Here is a 15325-nt window from a genome sequence, read left to right on the forward strand (position 1 = left end):
TTTAAAGCGGCTAGGATTCTAGTCCTCGGGACAGGTCTTCTATTAAATCAGAAGCTTCTTCTAAGCCGACAGAAAAGCGGATGAGCCCATCGCGTAAGCCAAGGCGCTCGCGCTCTTCTTTGGGTATGATGGCGTGTGTCATCGTAACGGGATGGCTGACCAATGACTCGACCCCGCCTAAACTTTCTGCTAGCGTGAAATAGCGATAGGAAGCGATCATCTTCAAGGTTGCTTCTAATGAAAGGTTGAATTCGGCAGACAACATCCCATTAAAGGCTCTCATTTGTTTTTTAGCAAGATGATGAGAGGGGGTAGAGGGAAGTCCGGGGTAATTGACTTGCCTAACTTTAGGATGCTTTTCTAAAAATTGGGCGAGAGTAAGTGCGTTCTTCTGATGTTGTTCCATGCGGACAGCGAGGGTCTTGACGCCTCTTGTGATTAGCCAGCAATCAAAAGGGCTTGGATTGAGGCCGAGGGTTTTTCTTGCAAAATCCAGGCTTTTTTTAAGTTCTCCATTATTTGTCATGATAGCACCCCCCAATACATCTGAGTGACCACCAATGTATTTTGTTGTGCTGTGCCAAACGATATCGGCTCCCCATCTCAAGGGATTTTGGCAATAAGGAGAGGCAAAGGTATTATCGACAACGCTTAAAACACCATGTTTTCTTGCAAGTTGAGAGAGTGCTTCGATGTCGAAGAGGTTCATGAGGGGATTAGTCGGCGTTTCAAAAAGCAACCATTTAGGCTTATGTTCGATCAGCGCTTTTTCAATGTCATCGATAGAGGTTGAAAAAAGATTAATAAATTCGACGCCGAATTTATTTAGAATCTGCGTGAAGAGGCGGTACGTTCCCCCATATACTCCATCGATAGCTACAACCTTATCACCACTGACAAGAGTGGATGTTAGGGCCATTAAAGCTCCGATTCCCGATGAAAAGACTGTTGCATAAGTTGCCTCTTCCAAGGAGGCTAGCGTTTTTTCTAAAATGACAAAATTGGGATTGTTGGCGCGCGTATAGTCAAAGCCCCGGCTTATGCCTGGGGCGTCGAGTTCAAAGGTAGAGGTCATATAAATAGGTGGCATGACAGATCCAGTGACAGGATCCGGCTCCCACCCCATGTGAATAGCCTTTGTGGCAAATTTCATGTTTACCTTTAAGCTGCCTTATTCATAGATTCAATCGCTTCGAGAATTTTCTCCTCACTGATTTCATCTCTTCCTTCAAATTTGATCACTTTATTGCTCTTGGTGTTTGTGATGATAATCGTAGGAGTCGCATTTAAATTGTATTTCTCAACGATCTTATCGAAAAATTCCATGCCTGTTTTAACGTCCAAGAAAGACAATTCCTTAAATGGAATATTGTAAGGCTTTACTGCTTTCGCGATGTCATTATCTGTCGGGGTCTCAGTCTTGTCGGTCAGTTCTGCCAATGCTTGGCGAGCCTTTAAATATTGAGGCTTCGAGTTAATCAGAAATGCCAAGTTATAAGGCGTAAAATTGAGACTCTTCTTATGGATTGGATAATCGATAAAGTAAAAGGCTACTTGAGATTGAAGCGTGGGAAATATCTTTTCTATTTGAGGCTCAACTTTTTTGCAGGAAGGGCAAAACCAGTCTGTAACAAAATAGACTTCGACAGGGCTCGTTTTAGAACCAAATGCAAGCCTTCCTTTCATATCTGTCACCGCCGCTTCTGCTTCATTCGATTTACCAACTCCAATAAAAGCCATTAAAAAACCTAAGAGAATGAAAGAAAAAGATGTTAATCCTTGTTTGATTTTGCTCATGATGTTACCTCGGTTGCCTTGTTGTATATCTGAATAGATTGTTTTAATGTAATCCCAAGATAGGGCGAGTCCTGCAATTGCAATGGAAACGGCAATACTTAGGCAAACAGGACACCAATGCCCAATTTGGAACTTTTGAATCAAAATAAACATGATTTCTGATCCCAATGCCATCGCAATTAACCAGCCTGTTATCGTTTTCAACAATGGAGATTGTTTAGAACTAAAATGGATCACCATCGTTGTGATGAAAAAAGCCATTCCAACAGAAGCAAAAGGAAAACCAAATAAGCGGTAATGTTGATTGGCAGAGCAGTGCTCAACACAAAGTTCCAGCCAAGATAAAATTGATAAAATAAGCCCCGCTATCAAAGCGAGTCCCACAATCCAGAAACTCCAATTTATCGTTTTTGCTTTATTCATCTTAGAGGGGTTCGTGTTCATTCGTTCACTTGGTTAAGGTTCTCGTGTCCATATTCAATACTAGGCTAGCACACTGCTGCCCATTTTCCGCTGTGTGGTCATCTTTCTCACTAAACTATTAAAGTCATCATTGAAAAAGAGAGCGCTATTGTCAAGAAATTTCTTTCAGCGCATAAGAGACACTACACAATCGGAAACAACGACTCATATCCCAACATCTTTACTAAAAATTAATTTAGTAAATATTGACTATTAAATTAGTTTTGAATATAATTTCGCTTATATTATTTTTTAATAACATAAAAAGAGAGTTTATGACGCCAACTAATAATATACAAAATGCTTCATTTCCAATTGCTCCAGATTCTCTTGCCCAGGCTCCGGTCGTGGTTAATCCTCCAATAGCTGGAGCTGGAGAGTCTGAAGAGAGCTCAGTTATCATGAAGACTTTGGGTAATTTAACGGTTGGAGCCCTGGGTGGTTATGTTATCTATTGGATGCATAGAGGGATGATTTTCATCGGTTTTATGAAGCCTAATGCTCCTTTTTCTCCAATTCCGAATGTATTGGCGGGAGTGGCAAGTGCCGCCATTGTAGAGACTGCGAAGTTAACGCATTTCACGGCTTTAAAGATTTTAGGGGATAGAGAGAGATACGAAAATGAACCGCAAGCTTCTTTCGGTGCTCGGTTACGCAGCCGTGCTTGGAAGCTTGTGTCGAGTGTAGAGTATATTGAACACAAAGTCGATTCCCTTTTTTCCCATTTGCTTGGAATTAGAACGCGAAGGCAAGTAGATGAGGAGGGGATTTCTATCATCAACCCAGAGCGTTGGGAAGTATGGCGTCGCGAATTTTGGCGTGAAGCTGCCGCAACATTGAGCGTTGCGATTCCCAAAGAGCTTGGTATTTCTTTGGTTGAATCCTTTGGCTATAAAGTTCTAGGCGGTCATGTATTCATGGTGCTACATGCTATTACATTTTTGACTCATTTGCATATGAGAATAGCTGGCGTTTATCAACTGCAAGCACAAGCACTTGCAAACTTAGACTATGATCTGCATAATAATTTAGCAGAAAACTCTTTAACTGTAGACCAAGTCGAAGATGTTGATGGGTTTATTTTAATCAACCCAAGCGAGATAGAGCGCGATAGAAGTCAAATGGCTGAATGGCCTGAGCAGATTGAGGTGGAAGGCGAAAATGGGTTTATTCTTGTGAATCCAACAGAGCTCGACCGACAAGCAGATTTAATTGCAGTGTAATAAGTTTAGAAAGAGAAACCGAATTTGAGTATGTTTCAAGTATCATTAGATCGATTTATTCCAGCTCCAAGCCATCTATTTACATCTGTGGGATCGTTTGGTTTAGCCGCAGTTTTCGGAGGTGCTTATGGACTGATTGGACGAGCTGTCTATCCTCAGTCTGGTATCAACCCGATTAATTATGCCGTTTGGTTTGTGGTCGCTTACCAAGTGAAGCAGCTTTTCCAGCGCGTAGAGTTAGAGGGTGGAAATTTCCTGGGTGCAAGGCATTATTTTGACTATTTAGAGCGGCAAGATGATAGAGAAATGGCTGTTAGCGATCAACTACGCCTGACGTGCTGGAAAGTCATTGTCGTTAAAGATTATGTGTTAACAAAAATCGATGACTGCTTTTCCTATGTTTTTAACATTAGGCCTTATCGCGAAATAACGGCTGAAAATGTACAGGATGCTTCTTTTGTTGAGATGAGCCGTTTCAGGCTTTGGAACGTATTTAAATCGACAATTTTAGACAATACGAGCTTTTCTTTGGCCCACGGTTTGACTCATAGAATGGGTTTTACTCTTCCCTTGCACACATCGATTCCTCTTTTTATTCTTGTGCAAAGCATTGCCAAGAATATTTTCTTGATTCCAATGATGTATAAGTATATGAATTTTTGCAATCATTTAGCTGCAGAGATCGATGAGGGAGCTGCTTCGACGCCCTCTCAAAGAGCAGAGTGGTTGAAAAGGATTCTTCCCCCGCTTTAATTCATGCTAGATCAGTCCGCTCTTCCGAGCCTTGCCTGAGACTCAAAGGACAAGCAAGTCAGCATGGTTTAGGACTTGCTAATGCGGTACATGTTCAATAATCTATTTCATAGAATATATGCGAAGCTGAATCTAGCTTGCGCTCGAGAGGTATAGGCGTCCATTGATGAGCTCATACTGCGTCGAGCAAAGTTTAGCAAGCTCTTTATCATGTGTAACGAGGATGAGTGCTTTTTGCTGATCGGCTACAAAACCTAGCAAAATGTCATGGATGAGGGTGGCTGTTTGCCGATCTAAATTTCCCGAAGGCTCGTCTGCAAAAATAATTTTGGGGTCATTGCACATGGCTCTTGCTAGTGCGACGCGTTGCTTTTCGCCTCCGGATAAGAGCTTGGTGTTGAAGTGAGCGCGTTCGGCTAATCCAACCTTTGCTAACAGCTCCATTCCTCTTTGCTCACCAGCGCTGCCTTTTGAAATGTCTTGGCGCGCAATGCGTGCAGGCATGACTACGTTTTCCAATGCCGTGTAATCTTCGAGCAGATGGAAAGACTGAAAAATAAATCCGATGAATTGGTTGCGAAAGTGTGTGCGATTAGATGAACCAACTTCCTGATTATTAATTTTTAAAGAACCGTGACAAGGCTGTTCAAGGGTACCCAAAATCTGCAATAAGGTGCTTTTGCCTTCGCCTGATCGCCCAATGATGGCCACTGATTCCCCGGCTGAGACCTTCAGATTGATACTTTGCAAGATTTTGACTGACACTGGGTGGTGGAAGGTCTTTTGGATATCTTGAGCTTCCAGAATGGGGTGAGTTTGAGCAGATTCGTGCATCTAACCTCCTGAGGATCTCAGTATTTGTGAGGGGCGGAGTAAGCAGGCTTTGACTGCAGGGACAATACCAGCCAATAAAGAAATGGCGCAAGTTGCTCCAAAAACGAATAATAAGGCTTCGTAGCTTAATTCATGAGGCAAAATTTGCCCATAAAAAGCAGTGTTAAACATGTCATAGCCTTGTAGACGGCTGAGGAAAGCTATTAATGTTCCCAAGTGCTTCAAAGTCAAAACGGCAGCTAAAATGCCAAGAACGCTTCCAAAGACGCCAATGGCCGCTCCTGCTAGTCCAAAAATCAGAGCGATGCTTTTGGAAGAGGCTCCCATCGAACGAAGGATGCCTATTTCAACCTTCTTGTCGTTTACGAGAATGATCAGCATGGAAATGATGTTGGAGCATGCCACAATGATAATTACAACTGCGATGAGCATGAAAATATTCTTCTGGCTTTGCAGCTCCTGAAGGATTTCCTTTGTAAATTCATATTCTCGATAGGTCTGTACATCCCAGTAGCGGCTAATTCCTTTTGCTTGAAAAGCTTTAAGGAGTTGAGTTTTTACCTCCTCAGCCTGTTCTAAACGATCGAAGCGGATATTGATTCCATTAGTTAAAGCCGCTTTGTCATCTTGCTGGTGTGAAGCTCTGATAATAGATGTTGCTTCAGGGCTGGCTAAAATGAATTTACCGCCAATTGGAATAATGCCTGGATCATAAAACCCTGCTACATAGACGGGTAAATGCTGCTCTTGCAGGAGGCTTGCTGTTGCAGCAAAATAACTTAAATGACCGCGATCACCGGCTAAGACGCCCGCTTCTCTAAAACTCTTTGGTAAAACGATTCCTTCGCCGACATCTGAATCTTTGGGAAGGGTATAGCGGAGTGAGGGAAGGTTTTGGTGGATCCAAAAAGGAGTCGTCGAAGCATTGTCGGGGTAGGAAAAGCTGAATTGGGCTGAAGCAATTTCTAGGCCTCGAAAGGGAACAACTCCCTTGAGAATGTCGCCTTGAAGAGGAAGTTCTACTTCGAATTTAATGTCATCAAGTTTTTTTGCCTGTTCCAGAGAATCAGTGACTAGATGCGCCGAAAATGGAGTTCCGGCGGCAAATGTGATGGGTATGCGCTTCGATAGGGAGTGAATCGCTTGATCAGGCTGAGTAAAAGTCAGAACGCCTTGATCGAGATTCAATTGTCCTTTTAAAACACTCAACCCTTGCTCCTCGAGTGCTTTTTTTATGTCTGAGCAGCTAGAGGAGTTGCTTGGAATGACAACGCGCAAAACAGTCTGCTCTTTCAGGACGGCACAACCTTCCCATTTTCCGGTAGTGGGGAGTAGTGAGCGCGGAATGGTCCAGCCAAAGGAGCGGGCTTGCAATTGGTTGACAGTGACCTGATCAAAAAAAGCTTTCAAGCGCTTTTGTACAGTGTCTGCATTGAAAAGCACTTTTTCATCTGCCTGGTCTTCTTTTGTGCTTTCGGCTATGGCGATCAGTTGTAGGTAGTTATTGAGATCTTTGGCTTCCAGCGGCAGGAGTGTTTGACCGAGATTGGGATTGTCTGATTCGAAATTACCCAGATAAGAGGGGTAGGCAAGATAAGATTGAGTCGTTCCTCCGTAGAGATTGTGGGCATGCATGACAGCCATGTCTCTTAAAAGACGGATGCGAATGTGCCCTGCAGTCAGCTCAAAGTCTTGTGCCTTTAGGCCTGAAATACCTTGAAGTTCGTCGATAGAGGCGTAGGCTAGATGGACAAGGTTTTTCAGCGATCCATCAGGCTGGCGATCGGGTGTAGGCCAGTGAGAAGGAATCTCTTCATCATAATCTGGATTGTAAGGATCGTCTAAAGCGAATTCTTTTTTTTCGCGAATAGTCTTATGGCTGTAGCCAGAGTTTTCGCTTAGGCTGTCAACCTGATAGTAATAAGAATTGTAATAGGCGTCGGTAGGGGTAATGCGTACAGGAGCTGTAAGAGCCGTTAATTTGTGAATCCAGTTTTTTTCTAATCCGTCAGTGACAGAAAAAAAAACGACGATTAACCAAACAACGAGTGTAATCACCAGCACGGAAATAAGGCTGATGATGGAAACAGAGAGCTGTCGCCGGCGAGGAATTAGGTATTTGCAGGCGACAGAAAGCTCAAACATATCCAACACGCAGTAGGGATGAAAAAGTTATTTTGTTTCTTTGAATTCAACTCTTTCACGGATAACTGGATCGTATTTTGTTAATGCCAAACGCCCAGGTGTTGATGTTTTGTTTTTTGTCGTGTAATAATGAAAGTGACTTTTAGAACTTTTCATTTTGATTTTTTCACGTTTACTAGCCATTGTTAAGCTCCGTCCAAAGGGTTTTCTTAAAACCCATTATCTTACCCTAACAAATGATTTAAATTCAATGGTTATTGTCAAGGTTTTGAATGAAAAGGAATCCGGACGAGTGGCTCGAGTTCCATTTCATCTCCTTTTCCTTGCAAACGATAGCGGTGATACCCCAAACCAGCAATCATGGCGGCATTGTCCAGACTGAGTCCAGCAGATGGCCAGCAATAATTAAAGGAGGGGGCGGCTACTTGAAAGAGGTGACGTAAGTGTTGGTTATTGGTAACTCCTCCGCCAAATAAAAGCGTTTTAATTCCGTGCCGATTGGCGGCCGAGAGCGTTTTTTTGACGATGTCTTCTAAGGCCGCTTGCTGGAAGGAAGCGGCGATATCGGTTTTGTCCGCGTCTGTTAAAACGATGTCGCTTCCTTGTCCTTTGGGTCCTCTAATGGTATATAGCACGGCAGTTTTGAGTCCGCTGAAGGAAAAGTCTAGGGGATGCCCTTTAACCTGGCCAGCCTTGAATGAATGCCGCTGAGGATTGCCCAAACGGGCCAGTTGTTCGATCTGCGGACCGCCCGGATAAGGCAAATCTAGCATCTTGGCAACTTTATCAAAGGCCTCGCCGACCGCATCATCAACCGTTTGCCCGATGAGTTCGTATTCGCCGATTTGGTTGATTAAGACGAGAGCCGTATGCCCTCCCGATAGGACGACGCCAAGACAGGGGAATTCGACGGTTTGGGGATTAGACATTAAAGCTGCATAGAGATGCGCTTCAACGTGGTTAACTCCGATAAAGGGTTTTTGCAGTGCAAACGATAAAGCCTTGGCGGTGTTGAGCCCGATCAGCAAAGCGCCGATTAACCCAGGGCCGTGGGCGACGGCAATTAAGTCGATGTCATCTAACGAGATTTTTGCTTGTTCGCGAGCCTGCTCGATTACAGGAATCATGAGATCGATGTGGCGCCTGCAGGCAAGTTCTGGAACGACGCCGCCGTACTCGTCGTGCAGGTCGATTTGCGATGCAACAACATTTGCCAAAATATCTTGGCCATCACGCACAATCGCGCAGGCCGTTTCATCACACGTGCTTTCAATTCCTAAAACGAGCATAAGATCCTTCCATCAATATGAGAGGAGTGCATAGTTGCGAACCATCCTCTAAGGGTGATGAAAAGTTTACCAAAAATTGAGTTATAAAGACATTTCCTTTTCAGCCTTTCTTCTTCTCACCCTTTGCCTTTATGCGCGATTTCTCATTTCTTAAAACTTAAACCAAGCGGCTATGTTGAATAAACTACTTTAAGTCCAGAGTCGAAAAAAGTTCTAAAACGGCTTAGTTAGGCGCACTCAATCTCAACCTAGAGGCTGGTTGCGCACCCTAGCCAAAAAGAAGGCTGGTTTTAAGACAAACCTAAAACGTGCAAAAGCTTTTCACTGGCCTCATTGTCCAAAATCCAAAGCGCCTTGTGGTGTGGCGTTCCGACGCGTTGAATGGGGATGTTATCAGGATCATAGGCAGAAGTTAAGGCTTGCGCAACCATTTCGCTTTTATTTTTTCCCATGGCGTAGATGGAAATAACCTTGGCAGCATGAATGCATTCATAGGTTAAAGACATGCGCCACGTATGTTTTTGCGGAATATAATTGGCGATTACTAAGCGATCTTTAGTGTGAAGTCCGTGTGTGCGTGGAAAAAGCGAGGCTGTATGTCCATCTTCGCCCATGCCTAGCATTAACAAGTCGAAGCTTACCGATGGAACTTTCTCGCGAATCAGTTCTTCGTATGCGAGAGCGTTTTCTTCAATGTCGTTCTCTGCTACCATCCGGAAAATATTTTCTTGGGGCAGGGGCAGCTTTGCCAGTCCTGATTTCATGGCCATGGCATAATTACTTTCAGGATCAGTTGGCGGGACGCTGCGTTCATCGCTCCAAAAACAAAGAACTTTTGTCCAATCAAGCGCTTTTTGATAAGATGGATTACTAAGTTCTTTGAAGATGGCATTTGGCGTTTGTCCACCTGACAAAGCAAGGGTAAAAAGACCCCTTTCTTCGATTGCCTCACGCCCAGTTTCTAAAAACTGTTGAACGCAAAAGTGAATAGTCTTTTCCATATTGCCCGGAATGATAATATCCCGTCTTTCATCCAGCGATTTAATTGCGGCTTTCCATTGAAGTCCTGCCATACTAACTCCATTTTGTCTTGCTAATCAGGTTCAGCATCTCTGAGTAGTGATCGCTTACCTTTTGATAAAAGATTTCTTGCATAAAGCTTCGTCCTGATCGAATCGTTGGAAGCCATAGGGTAAAGGGGAGCTCGCATTGATATTGATTCGATGCATGCACGACGACTTGGTTATTCCCTTGGCGCATGAGATTGCAGATGTAGTTTTTTTGATTGGATACTTCGGCCGCTATGATGTCTTCTGGGAGTAGGTCAGTTCTTGTGTCGGCTACTAGATCAATCTGTATAGGATCTTGTTGCCCTTGATAGTTGAGAACGAGGGTATTCTCTTTTTTTTCACTCTTGATAAATTTCCAGCCAAGCCTCGATGCTAGCCACGCTTGCAAGTAGATCGCTTGTGTATCGGGATGCCGAAAGAAAGGGGAATGCAGATCATTGTAAATAATTTTGACATATTGAACGGAGGCAAGCTGCGCCAGCCGCTCTTTGCTGTCGAACGTTTGAGCTAAAATTTCGCGCCAACCCCCAATGCGGGCCCAGTTCATGTCGACCACTTGAATCGATGACGAATTGAGTTTTTGTTGCATGATCTGGCTGAAGTGTTGCAGGTCCTCTGTGCATTCTGAATCGAATATGAGCCGTGTGGCAAATTTTTGCAGATGCGGGAGAACAGTATTTTCGGTCGTTGGATCTTCTCCCCAAAGTAGATAAATGGGCAGTCCCGGAATAAATAAGGGCAAAATTAAGTAAGGAACCCGAGATAAATCTTTTCCAGCAGCTTCTATTAGGATTTGATCGCAAGCCATCCCTCGCTTGTCTTTTCCAGTTTCCGCTGAAACGTGGACGCGCAAGTAGGAGTCGTGCGTTGAGCGGTCGCCCTGAATGAAAATAATCCTGCACGGAAACTGCTCAATGATCATCCGGACCATGTCTTTGAAATAATCGGAGCGGCACGTTTCTTGAGTATAAATAATCAGATTGAATAAGCACGCTTTGGCTTTCGATGAACCTGGCTGTGTATCCCAAAGGCGATTTAATTCTGCTTGAATGTTAGTAGATGCAACATTTTCTTTAGTATCCATATCAATCACCGAAATTGGGTTAAATGAGTCTCCAATGCCGTCCTTGACGCTTTAACATCTCTTCTGCGGCCTCTGGTCCCCAAGTGCCGGCAGCATAATTAGGAAAATCTTTAGGCGTTGTTTCTTGCCAATGCTCTAAAACAGGTGTAAGCAATTTCCAAGACATGATGACCTCATCATCCCTTGCAAATAAGGTATTATCACCGGCCATGCAGTCGCAAATCAATCTTTCGTAAGCTTCTGGAGGTGCAGCACCAAAGTAAGAGCCGTACCGGAAATCCATTTTTACTGGCTGTATCACAGTGTTAAGAGCTGGCACTTTGCAGTTGATTCTTAGTGAAATTCCTTCATCCGGTTGAATGCGGATGACTAATACGTTAGAGTCGATCGAGGAAGTCGTTCCCTCAAACAAATAGCCCGGAGCTTTTTTAAATGTAATGGCAATTTCTGTAGCCCTTTTAGGCAGACGCTTGCCAGCTCTTAAATAAAACGGAACGCCAGCCCAGCGCCAGTTATCGATCGATAATTGCATGGCTACATAGGTTTCGACAAAAGACTCAGGATTGACATTGTCTTCTTCCCGATACCCCTTGACCGGCTCGCCATTGATAAAACCTGGCCCATATTGCCCGCGAATCACCTGTTGATCCATTGTGTCTAGTGGTATGGGGCGGATGGATTCGATCACTTTCACTTTTTCATCGCGAATTGCATTAGCCGACAGATTGGTAGGGGGCTCCATGGCGACCATGGAAAGAAGTTGCATCATGTGATTTTGCACAATATCTCGTAGCATGCCTGCTTCTTCCCAAAAGCGTCCTCTTGTGCCGATGCCAATTTCTTCCCCCACTGTAATTTGAATATTGTCAATGTGATGATTATTCCAAACCGATTCAAAGATGGGATTGCCAAAGCGGAAGACGAGAAGGTTCTGTACCGTTTCTTTGCCAAGGTAATGATCGATGCGGTAGATTTGGTTTTCATTTAAGTGCTGCATGAGGTCCTGCTGCAGCTGCCTTGCAGAGTCGAGATCTTCTCCAAAAGGCTTTTCAATGATCACCCGGCTCCACTTATCCTTAACAGTATCGACCGGATAGGTTAAGTGATGTTGACTGAGTTTTTCAACAACCGTTGTGAAGTAGCTTGGCTGAATGGATAAATAGAAAACTCGATTCCCTTTTGTTCCCATTTGTGAATCGAGTTTTTGTAAAAAGCGGTTTAAACTTTCATATCCTTCGTCATTATCAAATTCAGATTGATGGTAATAAAGCTGCTCGCGAAAAGTTTTCCAAAGTTCCTGGTCAACTGGTTTTGAACGGGAAAATTGATTAACAGCCTGAAGCATTTCTTCTCGAAATTGATCATGATTCTTAGGCCTTCTGGCGAACCCTACGCAGGCAAAATGGGCAGGCAATTGACCTTCACGAGCTAAATTGTAAAGGGCTGGAACGAGTTTACGAGCTGTCAAGTCGCCAGTCGCACCAAAGATGACTAAAATGCATGATTCTGCGATTTTTGCCGATCGATTTGTTTCTGTAAGGGGATTAGCAAAAGAGTGAGAAGACATCATAGTACGTAAACCATCTAATAATTTAAATGCAGCATAGCGAATTATCATTTCTGAATCTATGTGAATTTATACTCAAGATAGGAAGTTTACTTCGGCATCTAAAGTTGGTCTTTGCATGCTTGACTGCCGAAAGTCTGATTTTTTCTGCAGCCAGGTTTAAGAGCGATGTGATGCAGAATATTGAAATAAAAAGTTGACAAGATTGCTAGATTCTTGCATTTAAACACAAGTTATAGTTTAATGGACCGAATAGGAATTTTTCAGAACTTATCTTAACTTTAGGTAAGTTTTCAAAGCTGCAATGCAAACGAACACGCTTCAGCCTTAAAAAGGTTGAAGAAATCAATGGGGAAGAAGCTCTAGAAGATTTAAACGCTAGAGCGAGAGTCTGCAGAAGACACCTCTTTCTTTCCCGACACGTTTATGCCCAATTTAAGTGGGTTTTTTGCCAGTGCCGAATTCAATACACTCAAATGATTAAAATCAACTAGCTGGTCCGCTCGGGTTAGATAGCTTCATTTAGTGAACTGGATTTGGATTGCAGTAAAATACAATTTTAAATGTGTTGTCGCTTTAGCAGGGATATCCCTGTTTGCGAGCCCCACTATTTTAGGTGGGTAGGCAGAATCACACCATTAAAAAGCTTGAAAATGTGTGTATGGGCTTAAGTCATACAACCAATTTATAGTTTTTTTTACAAACTGGCGGCTTTCATTGTGATGTGGCCTTAAAGTTTTGGATGATTATTCTCTCCTATCCCTCCTATTTAACGATTTAACTGAAATAGGAAGCGGCTTATGAGTTTTACAGTCGATCAAATTAAAGCCTTTCAACCATCCATGGTAGAAGAGGCTTCTATTGAGCAAAAAACAAAATTTGGAACATTTTTCGGTATTTATGTCCCCAGTATCTTGATGATGTTTGGCGTGATTATTTTTCTTCGTTTAGGATGGATTGTCGGGAGCGCAGGTCTTTACTCTACGTTGACAATCATCACGTTGGCAAGCGTCATTACTTTAATCACCATTTTATCGATGTCTGCCGCAGCTACTAATATTAAAGTAGGGAAAGGAGGTGCCTATTACATGATTTCCCGCGCGCTTGGCATTGAGGTGGGTAGCGCAATCGGACTTCCTCTTTTTTTGAAGCAAAGTATTAGCATTTCCTTTTGTACGGTTGGTTTTGCCGAATCATTTCATTCTCTCTATCCCCAATTTTCTCTTCCGGCGATTGGAGTTGCGACGCTTGCTGTATTAACCCTTTTGGCCTATGTTTCAACAAATTTTGCATTGAAAATTCAGATGGCCATCTTTGTCATCATCATCGCTTCTCTTTACTCCCTCTTTGCAGGTGGCTCAGAGATGCTTGAAAACTACTCTTATACTCCTGTCAGCGACTCATCTCCTTCTTTTTGGGGTATCTTTGCAATGTTTTTCCCTGCGTTGACGGGAATTGAGTCTAGCGCCTCTTTATCGGGTGATTTGAAGAATCCAAGCCGTTCTTTGCCGCTTGGAACCATTACTGCTGTTTTAACGGCCTATTTTGTTTATATGGCTATTTCAATTTTTCTGTTCCAGTCGGTGTCATTAGAGCGGCTGGTTTCAGATCCGCTAGTTATTCAGCACGTTGCCAAGTTTGAATCACTGATTATTTTAGGGATTTGGGGAGCGACTTTGTCGAGCGCGATTGGCGGACTCCTAGGAGCGCCACGTACATTGCAGGCCTTAGCTGAAGATGGTATTGTGCCAAAAGTATTCGCAAAAGAATATGGAACCTATCGTGAGCCTCGCATTGCAACAGCTTTAACCGTAGCTTTAGCTTTAATTGGCGTCTGCTTTGGCAGTATTAACGTAATTGCTCCGCTGCTAACGATGATTTGCCTCATTTGCTATGCCATGTTGAACTTGGCAACTGGATTGGAAGATTTAATGGCTAATCCCAGCTGGCGTCCAACTTTTCCTTTACCCTGGATCATTTCTTTGACAGGAACTGTGCTGTGCGTCATCGCTATGCTGATGATCAATTCCGGGGCTGCGATTTTAGCTTTAGGTATGGTCTTAGCAATTTACATGGCACTGAAAAGGCAAAGAATTCATTCTAAGTGGGACGATATTCGCTACGGAATTTTAGCGTTTTTCTCTCGCTTTGCCATTTACCGCCTGGCATGCGCTGTGCCCTCATCACGCTCATGGAGGCCACACTTCTTGGTCTTTACAGGCAAACCTTCTTCAGTATCGGACCACATTCTGAGCTTTTCGACCGCTATTACGCAGACAAAAGGGTTTTTGACAATGGCCTCTTTCTTTGCTCCGGAACAGGCTAATCATGAGCAAATTGCAGAGTTGGATCACACGATTAAGACTCTTCTTAAGCATCACAAGATTGAAGCATTGGTCACGCTAAATCAAGCCAAAACAGTAACATCTGGCATGAAGCAAATGATTGCCCATTATGGCATTGGCCCATTGACGCCAAATACCATTGTATGCGGAGGAACATCCCAAGAGGAAAATCTAATCAATTATCTAGAGGTTATTCGCTTGGCGCATAGGCGTGGACGCAATGTGGTTATTGTGAATGAGGAGCAAAAGTCTTCCCAGCATCCAACTAGCCGCTCCCCAATCAAAGGTGATATTCACATATGGTGGGATGATCATTCACAGCGCAACTGCGAATTAATGACAGTTTTCGCTTACATGCTTCGCAAGAATCCCGCTTGGAGGCGCACCCGTATTTGCCTGGTAAGCGTCGTTTCTGATGAAAGTGTACGAGTGCAGCGTTTGCAAGAGTTTCAAGAATTGATTAAACGCAATCGTTTAAAGATTGAAACCAGTATTTTGGTTTCGCCCAATCCAGAGCAAGAGCGGTTTGGTATCATGAAATCATTTTCTATGGATGCAGCGATGGTCTTTTTGGGGATGCGTCCGCCATTCGAAGGGGAGTTGTTGGAAGAGTATGCAACTTATTTCCAGAGTCTTCCTCAGAAGAGTGCTGAGTTTCCGCCTGTTGCCTTAGTCATGAGCGCCGAACAGACCAATTTGCAAGAGGTCTTGCAATTGGATCCGATCGATGGAGAGCTCTAGGAGGTGCATTTCAAA

General features: G+C 43.5%; 12 protein-coding genes. 3 read left to right on the top strand and 9 right to left on the bottom strand.

Annotated elements, in window-relative coordinates:
• Positions 1 to 10 precede the first annotated feature (10 nt).
• Together PNK_RS04770 and PNK_RS04775 are read right to left on the bottom strand one after the other, a co-directional pair.
• Complete coding sequence (locus tag PNK_RS04770) at positions 11 to 1153, bottom strand: trans-sulfuration enzyme family protein (protein WP_059060620.1); 1143 nt, start codon at positions 1151 to 1153, stop codon at positions 11 to 13.
• A gap of 8 nt (positions 1154 to 1161) precedes the next feature.
• Positions 1162 to 2220 carry a thioredoxin domain-containing protein gene (locus PNK_RS04775; protein ID WP_158021704.1) on the bottom strand — a complete coding sequence of 353 codons (1059 nt, stop codon included), beginning with the start codon at positions 2218 to 2220 and terminating at the stop codon, positions 1162 to 1164.
• Positions 2221 to 2534: 314 nt separating this feature from the next.
• Between PNK_RS04775 and PNK_RS04780 the strand changes: the two genes are divergently transcribed.
• Together PNK_RS04780 and PNK_RS04785 are read left to right on the top strand one after the other, a co-directional pair.
• The gene (locus tag PNK_RS04780; RefSeq protein ID WP_059060623.1) at positions 2535 to 3482 is read left to right on the top strand and encodes a hypothetical protein; all 948 of its coding nucleotides are present in this window, start codon (positions 2535 to 2537) and stop codon (positions 3480 to 3482) included.
• 30 nt (positions 3483 to 3512) lie between these two features.
• The gene (locus tag PNK_RS04785) at positions 3513 to 4235 is read left to right on the top strand and encodes a hypothetical protein (RefSeq protein WP_059060625.1); all 723 of its coding nucleotides are present in this window, start codon (positions 3513 to 3515) and stop codon (positions 4233 to 4235) included.
• A gap of 132 nt (positions 4236 to 4367) precedes the next feature.
• Here PNK_RS04785 and PNK_RS04790 read toward each other — a convergent pair whose 3' ends face one another.
• From PNK_RS04790 to zwf, 7 genes are all read right to left on the bottom strand, one after another.
• Positions 4368 to 5069 carry an ABC transporter ATP-binding protein gene (locus PNK_RS04790; protein ID WP_059060626.1) on the bottom strand — a complete coding sequence of 234 codons (702 nt, stop codon included), beginning with the start codon at positions 5067 to 5069 and terminating at the stop codon, positions 4368 to 4370.
• On the bottom strand, positions 5070 to 7214 hold the full coding sequence (locus tag PNK_RS04795) for an ABC transporter permease (protein WP_059060628.1): 2145 nt from the start codon (positions 7212 to 7214) through the stop codon (positions 5070 to 5072). It lies immediately after the preceding gene.
• Positions 7215 to 7241: 27 nt separating this feature from the next.
• Positions 7242 to 7397 (bottom strand): 50S ribosomal protein L33, encoded by a 156-nt coding sequence (rpmG, locus tag PNK_RS04800; RefSeq protein ID WP_032125446.1) that lies wholly within the window; start codon positions 7395 to 7397, stop codon positions 7242 to 7244.
• Between the two features lie 77 nt (positions 7398 to 7474).
• Entirely contained in the window at positions 7475 to 8503 is a 1029-nt protein-coding gene (gene tsaD, locus PNK_RS04805; protein ID WP_032125447.1) for a tRNA (adenosine(37)-N6)-threonylcarbamoyltransferase complex transferase subunit TsaD, read from the bottom strand.
• A gap of 290 nt (positions 8504 to 8793) precedes the next feature.
• On the bottom strand, positions 8794 to 9576 hold the full coding sequence (pgl, locus tag PNK_RS04810; protein ID WP_059060630.1) for a 6-phosphogluconolactonase: 783 nt from the start codon (positions 9574 to 9576) through the stop codon (positions 8794 to 8796).
• Position 9577: 1 nt separating this feature from the next.
• Entirely contained in the window at positions 9578 to 10657 is a 1080-nt protein-coding gene (locus tag PNK_RS04815; protein WP_032125449.1) for a glucose-6-phosphate dehydrogenase assembly protein OpcA, read from the bottom strand.
• Positions 10658 to 10676: 19 nt separating this feature from the next.
• A complete protein-coding gene (gene zwf, locus PNK_RS04820) occupies positions 10677 to 12227 on the bottom strand; it encodes a glucose-6-phosphate dehydrogenase (protein ID WP_079992944.1) in 1551 nt (516 codons plus the stop codon).
• A gap of 797 nt (positions 12228 to 13024) precedes the next feature.
• Between zwf and PNK_RS04825 the strand changes: the two genes are divergently transcribed.
• Positions 13025 to 15310 carry an amino acid permease gene (locus PNK_RS04825; protein ID WP_059060632.1) on the top strand — a complete coding sequence of 762 codons (2286 nt, stop codon included), beginning with the start codon at positions 13025 to 13027 and terminating at the stop codon, positions 15308 to 15310.
• Positions 15311 to 15325: the final 15 nt, after the last annotated feature.

This window comes from Candidatus Protochlamydia naegleriophila (genome assembly GCF_001499655.1).
Lineage (GTDB): Bacteria > Chlamydiota > Chlamydiia > Chlamydiales > Parachlamydiaceae > Protochlamydia > Protochlamydia naegleriophila.

Coding starts and splice junctions, on each gene's coding strand:
- PNK_RS04780 (WP_059060623.1), top strand. CDS start 2,535: ATGACGCCAACTAATAATATACAAAATGCTTCATTTCCAATTGCTCCA.
- PNK_RS04825 (WP_059060632.1), top strand. CDS start 13,025: ATGAGTTTTACAGTCGATCAAATTAAAGCCTTTCAACCATCCATGGTA.
- PNK_RS04795 (WP_059060628.1), bottom strand. CDS start 7,214: ATGTTTGAGCTTTCTGTCGCCTGCAAATACCTAATTCCTCGCCGGCGA.
- PNK_RS04815 (WP_032125449.1), bottom strand. CDS start 10,657: ATGGATACTAAAGAAAATGTTGCATCTACTAACATTCAAGCAGAATTA.
- zwf (WP_079992944.1), bottom strand. CDS start 12,227: ATGATGTCTTCTCACTCTTTTGCTAATCCCCTTACAGAAACAAATCGA.
- PNK_RS04785 (WP_059060625.1), top strand. CDS start 3,513: ATGTTTCAAGTATCATTAGATCGATTTATTCCAGCTCCAAGCCATCTA.
- PNK_RS04775 (WP_158021704.1), bottom strand. CDS start 2,220: ATGAATAAAGCAAAAACGATAAATTGGAGTTTCTGGATTGTGGGACTC.
- pgl (WP_059060630.1), bottom strand. CDS start 9,576: ATGGCAGGACTTCAATGGAAAGCCGCAATTAAATCGCTGGATGAAAGA.
- PNK_RS04770 (WP_059060620.1), bottom strand. CDS start 1,153: ATGAAATTTGCCACAAAGGCTATTCACATGGGGTGGGAGCCGGATCCT.
- PNK_RS04790 (WP_059060626.1), bottom strand. CDS start 5,069: ATGCACGAATCTGCTCAAACTCACCCCATTCTGGAAGCTCAAGATATC.
- rpmG (WP_032125446.1), bottom strand. CDS start 7,397: ATGGCTAGTAAACGTGAAAAAATCAAAATGAAAAGTTCTAAAAGTCAC.
- tsaD (WP_032125447.1), bottom strand. CDS start 8,503: ATGCTCGTTTTAGGAATTGAAAGCACGTGTGATGAAACGGCCTGCGCG.